This is a genomic window from Sphingobacterium sp. GQ94, from assembly GCF_059758715.1.
Map to the genome: position 1 here is coordinate 25,387 of NZ_JCAXEC010000006.1, position 13,669 is coordinate 39,055.

The following is a 13,669-nucleotide window of genomic DNA, read 5'->3' on the forward strand; positions in this document are numbered from 1 at the left end:
AGCTAAACATTAATATACTTAAGATTTTACATCCAATGAATACGAATCAAATATTTTCATCACTTCTTCTAGGTTCTGGTTTAATTCTAACATCTTGCGGTGATAAGCAGCAAGGATCAAACACAGGAGCTCCAACTCAAATGCAAGAGGTAGCCAAGGCAGTTTCCATGGATACTGTTAAGAAAGAAATCGTCACTAGCGTTCGTTCCTACCCCGCTAATGTTGTCCCCTTACAAGAAACTGAACTTAGAGCAGAGGTGTCTGGCTACATTACAAAAATATATGTTTCAGATGGTTCCAACGTAACAAAAGGTCAGAAACTATATGAGATTGATCGCGTTCGCTATGCCGCAGCTCTAGATCAAGCAACTGCGAACTTAGAAATCGCTAAAGCAAATCTTTCACGTGTGGAAAAGGATTTACAACGTTATCAAACCTTAGCAGAAAAAGACGCAATTGCAAAACAAACTTTAGATTATGCAATAACTGATGTTAATAATCAAAAAGCGCAAGTACAAGGAGCTGAAGCTGCATTAACTACAGCTAAAACGAATCTACAACGTTCGTCTATCATTGCTCCATTTTCTGGTACAATTGGCATTTCTATGGTTCGTACCGGCGCATTGGTATCAGCTGGTTCAACGTTGTTGAACACCATTAGTTCAACTAATCCTATTGCGGTTGAGTTTCAAGTCAGTGAAAAGGAAATTAAAGAGGTTAGTGATTTGCAATCTGGTAAGTCAAAAGCGGAGATTGGACTAACAATGCCTGATGCTAATTATTATCCTACATCAGGACGAATTACCACGATAGACAGAGCCGTAGATCCACAAACTGGTACGCTAAAAATTAGAGCAGCTTTTGATAACCCAACCAATGCTTTACGAGCCGGAATGAATTTAACACTAAACATACAAAGCAATACATCTAAGCAGGAACTGGTAATTCCTTATCGTGCTATATTTGAACAACTTGGCTCATTTCAAGTCTTTACTGTTAACGATAGCAATACCGTTGATTTAAAACAAGTCACTTTAGGTCAAAAATTAGAAGACAAGGTTGTTATTGTAAGCGGGTTGAAGCAAGGGGAAATCATTGCTGTGGATGGAATTAGTTCCTTAAAACAAGGATCTAAAGTGATTGATAAAAACAAACAAAAGTAAGTGCTATTCCTATAAAATTATTCAAGCATGATTTCAGAAGTATTTATAAAAAGACCAGTAACGGCAATTGTCATCTCTATATTGATTGTAATAATAGGGGCAATATCCATTACTACCCTGCCTATTAGCCAATATCCCAATATTGCTCCGCCCACAGTTTCGGTTATGGCAAACTACACTGGTGCAGATGCACAAACAGTAGAAAAGACTGTAACAACACCTATAGAAAGTCAGATAAATGGTACCCCAGGGATGATCTACATGAACTCCAACAGTTCCTCTGATGGTGGATCTCGTATCACCGTTACTTTTGAAGTGGGTACAGATATAGACATAGCAACATTGGATGTTCAAAACCGGGTAAGTATTGCCGAACCAGTTTTACCAGAGGCCGTACGTAGATTAGGGGTAACCACTAGGAAAGTTAATACGGACATACTTATGATGGTATCATTAACTTCTCCTGATGGGTCAAGAAATGCAAACTTTTTAGCCAATTACGTAAACCTCTATTTAAAAGATGCATTGTTGAGGGTAAAAGGCGTAGGTGATGTGCAAGCATTTGGTCAACCATTCGCGATGCGGGTTTGGTTGGATGCAAACAAATTAACCAACCTTAGTTTAACCCCTTCGGATGTTAGCAGTGCTATTGCAGAACAAAATTCCAGAATGGCTGGTGGTAGCGTTGGTGCTAGACCACAAGAAAACGCTCAGGTTTTTGAGTATCCAATTGTGTTAGACTCAGATTTAGAGGAAGTAGAAGACTTTGAAAATATTGTTGTAAAGACCAATATTGATGGTTCAATTGTTTTATTGAGTGATGTTGCTAGAGTAGAATTGGGTCAATTTAATTACGGTATAACCACTAAAGTAAATGGAACTGTTACCTCAGGAATGATGATTTCACAGACTCCAGGGGGAAATGCTGTTGAAACTGCTGAAGGAATTTACGAGACATTAAAAGAACTCAAAAAATCGTTTCCCAAAGGTGTCGATTACGTTGTTCCTTATGAGACCGTATCCGTTGTAAATGCTTCGATCAGTTCCGTAATTACGACGCTCTTAGAGGCACTAGTTTTAGTAACAATAGTTGTATTTTTCTTCCTCCAAAGTTGGAGAGCAACTCTGATTCCTGTTCTAGCTATTCCTGTTTCCATTATAGGAACTTTTATATTTTTTACGCTATTTGGATTCTCTGTCAATAACTTAACGATGTTAGCCTTTGTTTTGGCTATTGGAATAGTTGTGGATGATGCGATCGTTGTGGTGGAAGCTGTCCAGCATTATATTGATCATTATAATATGGATGCTAAAGAAGCAACCAAACGGGCAATGAAAGACATTACGGCACCTGTTATTGCTATTGCATTGATATTAGCAGCTGTATTTGTACCTGTTGGTTTTATTCCAGGTATGGTGGGTCAACTGTATCAGCAATTTGCGATTACCATTGCTGTCTCAGTAATGTTATCTGCATTCATCGCTCTATCGCTCACTCCAGCACTTTGTTCTATAATGCTGAAGCCTTCAGCTACAACCAAGGATTCAAAAGGCTTAAACAAGTTTTTCTATTTATTTAATAAATGGTTTGACAAGGTAACCTATAGATATTCCAAGGGAGTTAAAAAAGCAATAAAAGCAGCGCCATTAATATTGATCTTATTGGTTTGTATCTTTATTGGAACAGGATTGATGTTTACCAATAAAAAAAGTGGATTTATTCCGAATGAGGATGCCGGAATATTTTTCATGGGGGTAAACCTTCCCGAGGGAGCATCAAGTGCCAGAACAGAGGCAGTTTTAGAAGAACTTTCTGAAGATCTGCGAAAGACATTTCCTGAAATTCAATATGTGACGGCAATTAATGGAATGAATTTATTAAATAGATCTGCAAAACCTAATGGAGCTAGTTTATTTGTTTCTTTATTACCGTGGGATAAAAGAGAAAAGGCTGTCTCCCAAATCACTGGCGAGATCATGGCCAAATATCAGGGATACTCGAAAGCAACTGTTATTGCAGCCACTCCTCCACCAATACCTGGCTTAGGTTCATCTGGAGGTTTTACGATGGAAATTCAGGATCGATTAACCGTTGATATTAAGGAATTTGAAGGTATGATTCACAATTTTCTAGCAGCGGCCAACCAAAGGCCTGAAATTGGAATGGCCTACACGCTATTTAATAGTAATTCACCAAACTATAAATTAAAGGTTGATCGAGAGATGGCCAAACGTATGGGTGTACCTATTTCAAGTATCTACAGTACAATATCCTCCTATCTGGGTAGCAGTTACGTGAATGATTTTACCAAATATGGAAGAAATTTCAGAGTTGTTACACAAGCCGACACGAGTTACAGGATGCAGATTGAAGATTTAAACAAATTGTATGTGAACAACCTTAAAGGTCAACCAGTCCCGATTAGCAATCTGGTAGAATCTGAGTTAATCACTAATCCCGCAATTATCAATCATTTTAATATATTTAGATCAATCCAACTTAGTGGCGAGGCAGCACCAGGTTTTTCATCAGGGGATGCCATTCGAGCTTTGGAAGAGGTAGCCGCACAAACCTTATCTGATGGCTACTCTTATGAATTTTCAGGTATTTCATTGCAGGAAAAACAATCTGGAAGTAAAACTATTCAAATTTTCGCCTTATGTATTTTATTTGTATTCTTACTCTTAGCCTCATTGTATGAGAGTTGGTCTGTACCTTTCTCCATCCTTTTATCGGTACCCCTTGGTATATTTGGGTCCATTTTAGCTCTCACCTTGATTCCTAGCCTTGATAACAACATTTTTGCTCAAATTGGTTTGGTAACTATTATTGGTTTGGCCGCAAAAAATGCCATTTTAATCGTAGAATTCGCAAAAGAACGGGTGGATATAGGAATGAATCTGGTGGACGCTACTATTGATGCTGTCAAGCTGAGGTTACGCCCCATTATCATGACATCGTTAGCTTTCATATTAGGGATCATTCCTTTAATGTTATCTACAGGAGCAGGTGCAGTTTCCCGTCAGACAATAGGCTGGACCGTTTTTGGGGGCATGACTGCTGCCACAATACTTGCCATATTTATAGTTCCAGTGTTATTCGTGGTTATTACACGTTTTGCCTATGGGAAGAAGAAATTAGCAGAATTAGAATCAAATTTTGATAAGGAGAAAATGAAAGACTTAAGTGCCCATTAATCATTAATAAATTTTTATACTTAAAAAAAATGATGCTTTAAGCATCATTTTTTTTATATCATCGCCAAGAAAAAGAATTAATAGAGATCAAGTAAACAGAATTGCATTGTTAAATCTAAAATTCATATCTTTATTTAATATTTATCCAATATTGTTTGGCCCTATGGAACGTTTCATAAATACGATCAGAAATCAATACCTAATTGCCGGAGTTGCATTCCTAATTTGGATGTGTTTCTTTGATCGGTACGATATTACCACCCAATATAATTTCCAAACAGAAAAAACAAAATTGGAAACAGAAAAGGCGTTTTATACAAACGAAATTGGGAATATTGAAAGGTTAATTAAAGATGTTCAATTCAACCCTAGTGAAATTCAACGGATAGCTCGAGAGAAATATAAAATGAAGAAAGATCAAGAAGATATCTATATCATCACAGAAGTCGAGTCGGATAAAAAAAAATAAATCCAACTCGTGAACTTAAGTCTTTAAGAAGTCTTAACTAAAGAGATTTCCTGATACGTATCTGAAATAGCAAATATTCGATAACCATGATTTCTTAATAGGTGAAAAAATTGTTCTCCTTTATGTTTCCCATCACTGAAAAAACGTTCATGCGTTTCCACTAAAATTTGTCTTATAGGAATGCCTGATTCAAGTATCCCTTGCATGACAGCATATTCCGAGCCTTCTATGTCCATCTTAAGTACGTCAATATGTTGATGTTCTAACTCTATAACAATATCTTTAAAACTTTTAAGCAGCACCTCCACCGAATTGCTTTGATCCACAAGTGAATGATCATATATGCTTCCTGAAACATGATCATTATTTTTGGGAAGATGAAAGATAACCTTTTCAGTTTTTTCTCCAATTCCGAACGGGTAAAAATGAAAAAGGTTTGGTACTGAATTGTTATGTATAAAGTTTATGGATTTAGGAGTTGGATCGAAACCAAAAACCTGGCAATTGTGTTTATTAATAATGTCTGTATCAAACGAAATATCTTCACCAATACCAAAGGAATAAACGACGGCATTTTGAGGAATTAGAGTGGGATCCACATAGAATCCTCCATATCCATTTCCATACCATTTTTTAACTCTTTTATCTTCTATTTTTATAAAAGATATTTTACCCAGACGGGCTTTCAGCCAATACTCAAATCTTTTAAGTTTATTATTTCTTTCCATTTATTTTTTGGTTGTCGATAAATATAACTAAAAAATCAGAGAAGCCTAACCTTCAGAGATAGCATTTATGATATCATATTGAGTGATTATATTGAACTTACCATAATCATCTTCGACCAATACAGCTTGTGTTTCTTTATTTATTAAGCCTGAAATTTTATCGATTGACGTATTCAAGTCAACAAAGGGGAATGGTTTAGTCGCGATGTCCTCAACAGGGGAAGATTTCAACATTGGATTTTCCAATAGAGCAGAAAGGATATCGGATTCAGTTACCTTTCCTATTACCATGCCCTGTTGAGTAAGAGGTATTTGAGAAATATTTAAGGACTTCATAATATTGAAAGTTTCCAAAACACTCTGGGTTACGTCAGCTGTAACAATCTCCTGATGACCTCTTTTTTTCAAGATAGATTTTGCAGTTAATTTTTCATCTTTCAGGAACCCGCGTTCTCTTAGCCAATCTTCGTTATACATTTTACCCATATAACGTGATCCATGATCATGGAAGATAATCACTACAACATCCTCCGAATTAAGGTCGTTTCCTAATTGCAACAAACCAGCTACCGCCGCTCCTGCTGAATTACCAGCAAATATTCCCTCCATTCGAGCTAAATCCCTTGTCATTAAGGCCGCATCTTTATCTGTCACTTTTTCAAAAAGATCAATCTGACCAAAATCAACATTTTGCGGAAGAAAGTCTTCCCCTATCCCCTCAGTGATATAGGGATAAATTTCATTTTTGTCGAAAACTCCGGTTTCTTTATATTTTTTAAAAACGGATCCATAGGTATCAATTCCCCAAACTTTTATGTTTGGATTTTTTTCTCTTAAAAAACGAGCCGTTCCTGAAATTGTTCCTCCAGTACCTACCCCAACAACAAGGTGGGTAATTTTTCCTTCCGTTTGTTCCCAAATTTCTGGACCAGTTTGCTCGTAATGTGCTTTTGAATTCGAAAGGTTGTCATACTGATTTGCCTTCCAAGCATTAGGCACCTCTTTTTCTAATCGGCTCGAAACCGAATAATACGACCTTGGATCATTAGGTTCTACATTGGTCGGACATACAATAACTTCTGCTCCGAAAGCTCTCAATGCATCAATTTTCTCTTTGGATTGTTTATCTGTAGTGGTAAATATACATTTATAACCTTTTACAACTGCAGCCATTGCAAGACCCATTCCCGTATTCCCCGAAGTTCCTTCAATGATCGTCCCACCTGGTTTCAAAAGACCTGAATCTTCGGCATCTTGAATCATCTTTAAAGCCATTCTATCTTTAATAGAATTTCCAGGATTAGTTGTTTCAATTTTAGCGAGTATGGTTCCTTTAAGGTGCTTGGTTACAGTATTTAATTTAACCAAAGGAGTGTTCCCAATAGTTTCTAAGATGTTATTATACCACATAAGTTAAAATAAAGCGATGTCTATGACTAAACAAAAGTAGACAATTTTTAGAACTTCAAATGTTTTACAGTAAGCCCATTATTGATCAATTGCTTTAGCGCATCAATTCCAATTCTTAAATGAGTTTCCACGTACGATTTGGTTACTGTTACATCGGAAGAATCCGTTTTAACTCCCTCTGGAATCATCGGTTGATCGGAGACCAATAACAATGCACCAGTTGGAATTTTGTTTGCAAAACCAACTGAAAAGATGGTCGCAGTTTCCATATCTACCGCCATGGCTCGAATTTCTTTCAGATATTTCTTAAATTGCTTATCATGTTCCCAAACCCTCCTATTAGTCGTGTACACCGTTCCTGTCCAATAATCCCTAGAATAATCACGAATGGTAGTAGAAATAGCTTTTTGAAGAGCAAATGATGGTAAGGACGGCACCTCTGGAGGAAAATAATCGTTTGAGGTTCCCTCTCCTCGTATTGCAGCAATCGGAAGGATTAGTTCTCCGACTCCAATCTTTTTCTTTAACCCTCCCGTTTTTCCTAAAAACATGACTGCTTTTGGTGAAATGGCAGAAAGAAGATCCATAATAGTAGCGGCCACCGGACTTCCCATTCCAAAATTTATAATTGTAATCCCTTCGGCAGTACAGGTTTGCATAGGCTTATCTTGCCCCATAATTTCAGCATCACCATGCATTTGAGAAAATAACTTTACATAATTACTAAAATTGGTTAATAAGATATATTCCCCAAAATTTTCAAGCGCCCTACCAGTATATCGTGGCAACCAGTTATTCACGATTTCCTCTTTGGTTTTCAAACCAGGTTTAACCGGAGAATCAATCTCTTTATTCTTTTTCTTTCCCATAATATCAAATAAATTAATGAATTAATTGGATTTAAAAAACCCCCGCTTGATTAGCGAGGGTTTCAGTGATTAAGCGACTTGTAATTTTTTAAAATCAGTTTTTGCAAATTTATTTTTCGCATAATCCAGGGTTATCTGCAGCGTCCTGTCTTCGGTATGCTCCTTCGCCGACGGCGTTTCAAACATGGCATCTAACATAATGGCCTCACATATACTCCGCAAACCACGAGCTCCTAGCTTGAACTCCCATGCTTTTTCAACGATAAATTCAAATACCTCCGGATCGAAACTTAATTTAACGTCTTCATATTCGAACAATTTAGTATACTGTTTAACTAAAGAATTTCTAGGTTCTGTCAGGATATTCAATAGCGTTTTTTTATCCAATGGATTTAAATGCGTTAGAACAGGAAGTCGACCTATTAATTCAGGTATTAAACCGAAGTTTTTTAAATCCTGAGGAGTAATGTATTTATAGAGGTTTTCTAAGTCAATCTCATCATCATCATCGTTCATTTTATAACCAACAGTTTGTGTCCTTAATCGATTTGCAATTCTTTTTTGAATACCATCAAATGCGCCACCACAAATGAATAATATATTGCTTGTGTCTACTGTAATCATTTTTTGATCCGGATGTTTACGTCCGCCCTGAGGTGGAACATTCACATTGGTTCCCTCTAAAATTTTGAGTAAGGCTTGTTGTACACCTTCACCAGAAACATCTCTTGTTATGGATGGATTGTCACTCTTACGTGCAATCTTATCAATTTCATCAATATATATTATTCCTCTTTCAGCAGCTGTTACATCATAATCAGCGGCCTGTAGTAACCGCGTTAAAATACTTTCAACATCTTCTCCTACATAACCAGCTTCTGTTAATACAGTTGCATCTACAATACAAAAAGGCACATTCAATATCTTTGAAACTGTTTTGGCCAATAATGTTTTACCAGTACCGGTTTCACCAACAATAATAAGATTAGATTTCTCAATCTCAGTTTCATCTGTTTCAACACGTTGATTCAACCTTTTGTAGTGATTATAAACAGCTACAGAGATCACTTTTTTTGCATCGTCTTGCCCAATGACATATTGATCTAGGTGTTCTTTAATTTCCTTTGGCCGGATTAATTTAAGTGCACTTTGAATAGATTTATTCTTACGCTGCTTAAGTTCTTCAGACAAAATTTCCCCTGCTTGCTGCACACATCTGTCGCAGATATGCGCTCCATCACCCGCAATAAGCATTTGTGCTTCATTTTTACTGATACCACAAAATGAGCAATGGATAACTCTATTGTTCGTTTTACTCATCTTTTTTTAAATTATTTCTTTCTTGGGCTGTAACACCTCATCTATCATACCAAAATCTTTTGCCTCAGCGGCTTTCATCCAGTAATCACGATCTGAGGACTTCTCAACCCAGTCAAAAGTTTGACCAGAATGCTCAGAAATAATTGTATATAATTCCTTTTTTAACTTAAGCATCTCACGCAAATTGATCTCCATATCTGAGGCCACTCCTTGGGCACCACCAGAAGGTTGATGAATCATCACCCTGGAATGTCTCAATGCAGCACGCTTACCTTTGGCTCCAGCAACTAGCAAAACAGCACCCATTGAGGCTGCCATTCCTGTACAAATTGTAGCAACATCTGGAGTAATGTATTGCATCGTATCGTATATTCCCAAACCAGCATACACGCTGCCACCTGGGGAATTGATGTAGATCTGAATATCGCGCTTAGCATCTGTTGATTGTAAAAACAACAATTGCGCCTGAACTATGTTTGCTACCTGATCGTTGATGCCATCACCCAAGAAGATAATACGGTCCATCATCAATCTAGAGAAAACGTCCATTTGAGCTACATTCAGTTGACGCTCTTCAATAATATAAGGCGTCAAATTACTTGGAATTTGTTGATTTCTAGAAATATAACCGTCAACATGTTGACTCCCAATTCGGTGATGCTTTATCGCATATTTTCTGAATTCGTCTTTATCTATATTCATTATTTTCTTCTATATGTTAGCTACTAATATAATATTTATTTTAATATCAATAATTTTTGTGATCAAAAGATGGCAAATCCGTTAGAAATTCAAACTTCTTTTGTACAAAATCTATTCTACAATAATAGTGCTGAATTCCATTACTGACTAAAAGTAGCGGAATTCTATAAACACTGTTGTAATTTGCAATTTGAGAAAACGTTTTTTCGGTAATTTTGACAGTTGGCGCTTTAAACTCTGCCAAAAGAATCCGCTCTCCTACAGTATTGTAAATGACCAAATCGCTACGCTTTTGCAAGCTATTAAGTTTTAAACCATCCTCGATTTTCATTAATGACATGGGATATTGATAGTTTTTATTTAAAAAATCCACCCAATGTTGACGAACCCATTCCTCAGGAGTCAACAACAAATGTTTTTTCCGAAGTTCGTCAAAAATAAAATATTGTTCTTGTTTTTTGCTAATTTTAGCTGTAAAGGGGGGTAAGTTTAATGGGATTGGCTTAAACATGTACAAAATTACTAAATTATCATACCTTTTCCAATTAATAAAATTGCCTATTATTTTGTAAATTCGGGCATGAATATCCAAGCCATTTTATCCGATATTAAAAAGAAAAAGTTAAGCCCTGTTTACTTGTTGCATGGTGAGGAGTCTTTTTATATTGATCTGGTTTCAGACACTATAGAAAATAGTGTTTTACAAGAGACACAAAAAGGATTTGACCAAACGGTTATTTATGGGAAAGATGTGGACTTTAGCGCCATTATCAGTATGGCTAAACGCTATCCGATGATGAGCGAGCACCAGGTCATTTTGGTCAAGGAGGCGCAAAACTTGAAATGGAAAGATGACGAACAACTGCAGAAATATCTAGAAAATCCTACGCCAAGTACTGTATTGGTGTTTGCACATAAGTACAGCAAATTTGACAAACGCAAGAAAACTTATAAATTAATGGATTCTGCAGGTATTGTTTTTGAATCAAATAAAATTTTTGACAATAAAGTTGCCAGTTGGATTGAAGAACAGCTCGGAACAATGAACCGTAAAATTCATCCACAAGCTTCCCTGATGTTAGCGGAATACCTTGGAACTAATCTCTCGAAGATTGCCAACGAGTTGGAAAAACTAATACTTAATACCGCTCCAGGTAAAGAAATAACAAATATAGATATTGAAAACAATATTGGTATAAGTAAAGAATTCAATGTTTTTGAATTAAACTCAGCCCTTGCTAAGAGAAATTCATTAAAAGCCTTTCAGATTATTGATTATTTTGCAGCCAACCCAAAAAGTAATCCAATGCCAGTTGTTATTGGCTCATTGGGAACTTATTTTATAAAAATTCTAAAATACCATTATTTACCTGACAAAAGCACATCTATTGCCGCTAAAGAACTCGGCGTTCATCCCTTCCATTTTAAAGAATATGAATTGACAGCAAGAAATTATAACCGAAAAAAAACATTCGAAATAATTCATCTTATTAAAGAATATGATTTAAAGTCCAAAGGTATGGACACTGGATATTTGACAGAAAATGGTGACCTATTAACAGAGTTGATATATAAAATTCTCAACTAAAGAAATGCGCATACTTCTTCTAGCTCTAGTTTTTACTTTAATAAGTAAGATTAACTTTGGACAACAGTCTTATTATACTCAATTTCAAGGAGGTGCAAATCTAGGTCTATGGAACCCTGGATACAAAGGAACTTTTAATGGCTATTCTGTCCATTTCATATTCGGCCGAAACATGAATGAAAAAGCATTTTTAGGAATTGGAGTTGGCAACGAAACACTCAAAGGCGATTACCAATCAGAAGATCAATTTGAGGAAAATCCAAAAAATTACAAATACAACAGAAGTCTATTTCCCATCTTTTTGGATGCCAAGCTACCAATCTTAGATTTTAGAAATATATCTAGGTTGGGTATTTTTGCAAATGTAGGATATGCGCCAAGAATCGGGGCAGTTTACGACCAAGGAAGTCTTTTAAGAATGGGTTTATTTTATTTAAATGATTCCATTAGTCGCAGAAAATTTACCGTATCGGCAAGTTACGGTCTGCAAGAGCTAAAAGGAAATTTCTATAGCGAAAAGTTCTATCATCAACATGTGAACATCTCTATTGGTATACTTTTGAAGTAAATCCTAAAAGCAAAAGCTCGAAGGGAATGGAAAAGGAAATCTGACCTAACCAAATTCACCCTTAAACGAAAAAATCGCCTAAAAAGATTAAGCGATTTTTCAATTTTGGAAAACTTTGAAAATTATTTCTTGGGAGAGTACTTGAAATCCTTACCAATGAATTTGGCATTGCTTCCCAACTCCTCCTCAATACGTAACAATTGATTGTACTTGGCAATCCTATCAGAACGCGAGATTGAACCAGTTTTGATTTGACCACAGTTCAATGCAACTGCTAAATCAGCAATTGTTGTATCCTCAGTTTCACCTGAACGGTGAGACATTACCGAAGTATAACCATTAGTTTGTGCCAATTGAACAGAATTGATCGTCTCAGTAAGTGAACCAATTTGGTTAACTTTAACTAGAATTGAATTCGCTACAGACTCATCTATACCCTGTTGTAGACGTTTTGTATTTGTAACAAATAAATCATCACCAACTAGTTGAACATGATCACCAATTTTCTGAGTCAACAGTTCCCATCCTTTCCAATCGTCTTCGGCCATACCGTCTTCGATTGAAATAATAGGATATTTAGTTGTTAACTCTGCTAAGTAATCAACCTGTTCTTCGATAGTACGAATCGCCCCTGTCTTGCCTTCAAATTTCGAATAATCATATTTTCCCTTCACAAAGAATTCTGTTGAAGCACAATCTAAAGCTAGACAAATTTCAGATCCAGGTTTATAACCAGCTTTTTTAATGGCCTCAAGGACAGTTTCGATAGCATCTTCTGTTCCCTCAAAAGTTGGAGCGAAACCTCCCTCGTCACCCACAGCCGTAGATAAATTACGATCATGAAGGATCTTTTTCAAGTTATGAAAAACTTCAGCTCCCCAACGCAATGCCTCAGAAAAAGATTCAGCACCAACTGGCATTATCATAAATTCTTGAAAAGCAATCGGAGCATCTGAGTGAGCACCACCATTGATGATATTCATCATTGGCAGAGGTAAAGTATTTGCATTGACCCCGCCGATGTAGCGGTATAGCGGTTGACGACTCTCTTGAGCAGCTGCTTTAGCTACTGCCAAAGAAACTCCCAAAATTGCATTGGCTCCCAATTTACCTTTGTTTTCGGTGCCATCTAAATCGATCATCAATTGATCAATTGCATTTTGTTCAAATACATCGACACCTTCTAGCGCTTTCGCAATCTTAGTATTTACGTTTTCAACTGCTTTTAAAACGCCCTTACCCAGGTATTTCTTTTTATCTCCATCACGTAATTCAACCGCTTCGTGGGCACCTGTAGACGCTCCAGAAGGAACAGCTGCACGACCAACAAAACCGTTTTGGGTTGTAACATCAACCTCAATTGTTGGATTTCCTCGCGAGTCCAAGATCTGGCGCGCATGTACGTCAATTATCAAGCTCATTTTCTATATATGGTTTATTTAAATTTATACTTAGTGTATTAAAGACACTAATATACAATAATTATTAGTAAATCAAAAATATGAAAAATCTAACGAGTTAGATCGTTCATTGTGGAATTTTTCAAAGATTCAAAAAACATTTTATTATTCTACTCTGATTGATAGAATCTAGCGTATAGGCACAATAAATTCATACATCTTACTTCATAATTTGAAGCTAAAAAAAGTTATCA

At 36.3% G+C, this 13,669-nt stretch carries 12 protein-coding genes; 5 read left to right on the forward strand and 7 right to left on the reverse strand.

The window, feature by feature from the left end:
• Positions 1-35: 35 nt before the first annotated feature.
• The 3 genes from AC6CHH_RS07465 to AC6CHH_RS07475 all read left to right on the forward strand — a co-directional run bounded on the left by AC6CHH_RS07465 (position 36) and on the right by AC6CHH_RS07475 (position 4,830).
• A complete protein-coding gene (locus AC6CHH_RS07465; RefSeq protein ID WP_498281377.1) occupies positions 36-1,163 on the forward strand; it encodes an efflux RND transporter periplasmic adaptor subunit in 1,128 nt (375 codons plus the stop codon).
• Between the two features lie 27 nt (positions 1,164-1,190).
• Positions 1,191-4,361: an efflux RND transporter permease subunit gene (locus tag AC6CHH_RS07470; protein WP_498281379.1), complete on the forward strand. Its 3,171-nt coding sequence runs from the start codon at positions 1,191-1,193 to the stop codon at positions 4,359-4,361.
• A gap of 163 nt (positions 4,362-4,524) precedes the next feature.
• Positions 4,525-4,830: an FtsB family cell division protein gene (locus AC6CHH_RS07475; protein ID WP_498281381.1), complete on the forward strand. Its 306-nt coding sequence runs from the start codon at positions 4,525-4,527 to the stop codon at positions 4,828-4,830.
• Positions 4,831-4,853: 23 nt separating this feature from the next.
• On the opposite strand, the gene AC6CHH_RS07480 is transcribed toward AC6CHH_RS07475, so the two are convergent.
• The 6 genes from AC6CHH_RS07480 to AC6CHH_RS07505 all read right to left on the reverse strand — a co-directional run bounded on the left by AC6CHH_RS07480 (position 4,854) and on the right by AC6CHH_RS07505 (position 10,370).
• Positions 4,854-5,558, reverse strand: a complete 705-nt coding sequence (locus tag AC6CHH_RS07480; protein WP_498281383.1) for an FkbM family methyltransferase — start codon at positions 5,556-5,558, stop codon at positions 4,854-4,856.
• Between the two features lie 45 nt (positions 5,559-5,603).
• Positions 5,604-6,968 (reverse strand): pyridoxal-phosphate dependent enzyme, encoded by a 1,365-nt coding sequence (locus AC6CHH_RS07485; RefSeq protein WP_498281385.1) that lies wholly within the window; start codon positions 6,966-6,968, stop codon positions 5,604-5,606.
• 47 nt (positions 6,969-7,015) lie between these two features.
• Positions 7,016-7,837, reverse strand: coding sequence for an AMP nucleosidase (locus AC6CHH_RS07490; RefSeq protein ID WP_498281387.1), 822 nt, complete (start codon positions 7,835-7,837; stop codon positions 7,016-7,018).
• 69 nt (positions 7,838-7,906) lie between these two features.
• A complete protein-coding gene (gene clpX, locus AC6CHH_RS07495; protein ID WP_498281389.1) occupies positions 7,907-9,157 on the reverse strand; it encodes an ATP-dependent Clp protease ATP-binding subunit ClpX in 1,251 nt (416 codons plus the stop codon).
• Positions 9,158-9,163: 6 nt separating this feature from the next.
• Positions 9,164-9,859: an ATP-dependent Clp endopeptidase proteolytic subunit ClpP gene (gene clpP / locus AC6CHH_RS07500; protein WP_498281391.1), complete on the reverse strand. Its 696-nt coding sequence runs from the start codon at positions 9,857-9,859 to the stop codon at positions 9,164-9,166.
• A gap of 46 nt (positions 9,860-9,905) precedes the next feature.
• Positions 9,906-10,370, reverse strand: coding sequence for a type I restriction enzyme HsdR N-terminal domain-containing protein (locus tag AC6CHH_RS07505; RefSeq protein WP_498281393.1), 465 nt, complete (start codon positions 10,368-10,370; stop codon positions 9,906-9,908).
• 69 nt (positions 10,371-10,439) lie between these two features.
• On the opposite strand from AC6CHH_RS07505, the gene holA reads away from it, so the two are divergent.
• Complete coding sequence (holA, locus tag AC6CHH_RS07510; RefSeq protein ID WP_498281395.1) at positions 10,440-11,447, forward strand: DNA polymerase III subunit delta; 1,008 nt, start codon at positions 10,440-10,442, stop codon at positions 11,445-11,447.
• Between the two features lie 4 nt (positions 11,448-11,451).
• On the forward strand, positions 11,452-12,015 hold the full coding sequence (locus AC6CHH_RS07515) for a hypothetical protein (protein WP_498281397.1): 564 nt from the start codon (positions 11,452-11,454) through the stop codon (positions 12,013-12,015).
• A 122-nt stretch (positions 12,016-12,137) separates the two neighbouring features.
• Here AC6CHH_RS07515 and eno read toward each other — a convergent pair whose 3' ends face one another.
• A complete protein-coding gene (gene eno, locus AC6CHH_RS07520; RefSeq protein ID WP_498281399.1) occupies positions 12,138-13,436 on the reverse strand; it encodes a phosphopyruvate hydratase in 1,299 nt (432 codons plus the stop codon).
• Positions 13,437-13,669 lie beyond the last annotated feature (233 nt).